The organism is Pseudomonas sp. B23(2017), from assembly GCF_002113725.1.
GTDB lineage: Bacteria > Pseudomonadota > Gammaproteobacteria > Pseudomonadales > Pseudomonadaceae > Aquipseudomonas > Aquipseudomonas putida_Z.
In genome coordinates this window covers 1-3,067 of the sequence record NZ_NEJM01000035.1, presented here as the reverse complement: position 1 = coordinate 3,067, position 3,067 = coordinate 1, and the positions used below count along the sequence as shown (strand labels likewise).

Below are 3,067 nucleotides of genomic sequence, written 5' to 3'. Positions count from 1 at the left end.
CTGCCGCAGCCGGATGCCAGCCAGTTGCAGGGCGAGTACATCGCGCCGCAGAGTGCTTTGGAGCAGCAGATCGCGGCGATCTGGGCCGATGTGCTGAAGTTGGAGAGGGTCGGCCTGGGTGACAACTTCTTCGAGCTTGGCGGGCACTCCTTGCTGGCCACCTCGGTGATCGTGCGCATCCGGGAGCAGGCGGGGGTAGTGGCCGAATTGAAAGAACTCTTCGAGTTCCCGGTGCTGGCTGACTTCAGTCGCCAGCTGGAGACCAGGGCGCCCGTGGTCGATTCCACCCAGGACCAGTTGGCCAGATCCCTGGCGCTGCTCGATAGCCTGAGCATGGAAGAGCTCGATGAACTGATTTCCTGAGGCCCTGATGTGATCCGTGCATGTGGGTAAACCCTTTCCCACAGATATGAGGCATTCCTTCAGCTGGTGGGGTCCCTGTGGGAGCGGGCATGCCCGCGAAGCAGGCGACGCGGTGGATGGCACCGGCTGCGCCGGTGTTCGCGGGCGCGCCCGCTCCCACAGGTATGGCGCATTCCTTCAGTCGGTGGGGTCCCTGTGGGAGCGGGCATGCCCGCGAAGCAGGCGACACGGTGGATGGCACCGGCTGCGCCGGTGTTCGCGGGCGCGCCCGCTCCCACAGGTATGGCGCATTCCTTCAGCTGATGGGGCCCCTGTGGGAGCGGGTTCACCCGCGAAGCAGGCGACGCGGTGGTTGGCACCGGCTACGCCGGTGTTCGCGGGCGCGCCCGCTCCCACAGGTATGGCGCATTCCTTCAGCTGATGGGGCCCCTGTGGGAGCGGGTTCACCCGCGAAGCAGGCGACGCGGTGGATGGCACCGGCTGCGCCGGTGTTCGCGGGTAAACCCGCTCCCACAGGTACGGTGCATTCCTTCAGCTGGTGGGGGCCCTGTGGGAGCGGGCATGCCCGCGAAGCAGGCGACGCGGTGGATGGCACCGGCTGCGCCGGTGTTCGCGGGCGCGCCGGCTCCTACAGGTACGGCGCAGGTTTCCGAGTCCCACAGGGGCCCCGCCAATTCAATGAGTTATGTGCAGTGCCATGGGAAGTGGGTTCGGTGCAGGTTTCAGGCTGACGCTGTACATGCACCGGGCGCTGCCTCCCCCGAATTTCCATCTAAATCCATGCCACCACTCAACCGTCTAACTACGGAGGAAATTGATGAGCTGATTTCTTAGGAGATTCCCTGTGCAAGAGCTGCTCGATACGGTCGTATCGTTGTCCACCCAAAAACGTAAGGCGTTGGCAGCCTTGCTCAAGAAACAAGGCGTGAACCTGTACGGTGTCACGCCGATCTTCCCGAGGGATCCTGCAGAGCCGGTGCTGCTTTCCTACGCTCAGCAGCGCCTATGGATATTGTCGCAATTGGGCGAGGTGGGCGGCGCGTACAACCTCTCGTCCGTCTTGCGTTTCAAAGGCCACCTGGATACCCAAGCCCTGCAGCGCAGTTTCGAGGCCCTGATCGAGCGCCACGAAACGCTGCGTACCACCTTCCGCCTGGAAGGGGAGCAAGCGGTTCAGGTGATCCACCCACATGTCCCTTTCGAACTGGCCGTTGAAGTGCTGGCGCAGGCCGATGACAGCCACCTGCGTCAGCGTGTCGAGGCCGAAGCCCACCTGCCTTTCGACCTGCAGCAGGGCCCGCTGCTGCGTGTGCGCCTGTTGCGCCTGGCAGCAGACGAACACGTTCTGGTGCTGACCCTGCACCACATCGTCTCCGACGGCTGGTCGATGCCGGTAATGGTCAACGAGCTGGTGCAGCTCTACCACGGCCACAGCCAGGGCCAACCCGTGGCGTTGCCGACACTGCCGGTGCAGTACGCCGATTACGCCACCTGGCAGCGCAACTGGATGGAGGCCGGCGAGCAGGAAAGGCAACTGGCCTACTGGACCGCGCAACTGGGGGAAGAGCAGCCCGTGCTGGAGCTGCCCACCGACCGCCCACGGCCCGCCGTGAGCAGCCATCAGGGCGCACGGGTAAAGGTCGCTCTGGACCAGCAACTGGCCGGGGCGCTCAAGCAGCTGGCCCAGCAGCAGGGCGTGACGCCGTTCATGCTGTTGCTGGCCAGCTTCCAGGCGCTGCTGCACCGCTACAGCGGCCAGCCAGACATCCGCGTCGGTGTACCGGTTGCCAACCGCAACCGGGTCGAGACCGAGCGCCTGATCGGCTTTTTCGTCAACACCCAGGTGCTACGGGCCGAGTTCGACCTGCAGATGACCTTCATTGACCTGCTGCAGCAGGTGAAGCAACGCGCACTGGGTGCCCAGGCCCATCAGGACCTGCCATTCGAGCAGTTGGTCGAGGCCTTGCAGGTCGAGCGCAACCTGGGCCACAGCCCGCTGTTCCAGGTGATGTACAACCACCAGACCCAGGCCAAGGGCGAGCGCCGTAGCCTGCAAGGGCTGCAGATGGAAGAGCTGGTCTGGGACAGCCACACCGCCAAGTTCGACCTGACCCTGGATACCTTCGAGCACGAGCAGGGCATTGGCGCGGCACTGACCTATGCCACCGACCTGTTCGACGCGGCGACCATCGAGGGCATGGCCCGGCATTGGCTGAACCTGCTGCAGGGGATCGTATGCGAGCCTGGGCAGCGGGTTGCCGACCTGCCGCTGCTGGACGTGCCTGAGCGGCACATCATCGTGCGCGACTGGAACGCCACCGAAGCGGACTTCCCGGCAGGGCACAGCATCCATCAGCTGATCGAGGCCCAGGTGTTCGCCACCCCGGATGCTCCGGCGCTGGTCTTTGGCGAGCAGACCCTGAGCTATGCCGAGCTCAACCGCCGTAGCAACCAGCTGGCGCACAAGCTGCGCGAGCAGGGCGTGGGCCCGGACGTGCTGGTGGGCATCGCCATGGAGCGCAGCCTGGAGATGGTCATCGGCCTGCTGGGCATCGTGAAGGCCGGCGGCGCCTATGTGCCGCTGGACCCGGAATACCCCCAGGACCGCCTGAGCTACATGTTCGAGGACAGCGGCATCGCCTTGCTGCTGACCCAGTCGCACCTGCACGAAGCCCTGCCGATCCCGGCCGGCCTGCGCAGCCTG

Annotated in this window: 2 protein-coding genes; both read left to right on the top strand. The window is 65.2% G+C overall.

Annotated elements, in window-relative coordinates; all coding sequences use genetic code 11:
- The coding region (locus tag CAG46_RS27410) for a phosphopantetheine-binding protein (RefSeq protein WP_256575151.1) at positions 1-363 on the top strand (363 nt) is incomplete at its 5' end.
- A gap of 844 nt (positions 364-1,207) precedes the next feature.
- A partial coding sequence (locus CAG46_RS27390) for a condensation domain-containing protein (protein ID WP_143493578.1) occupies positions 1,208-3,067 on the top strand: 1,860 nt, incomplete at its 3' end.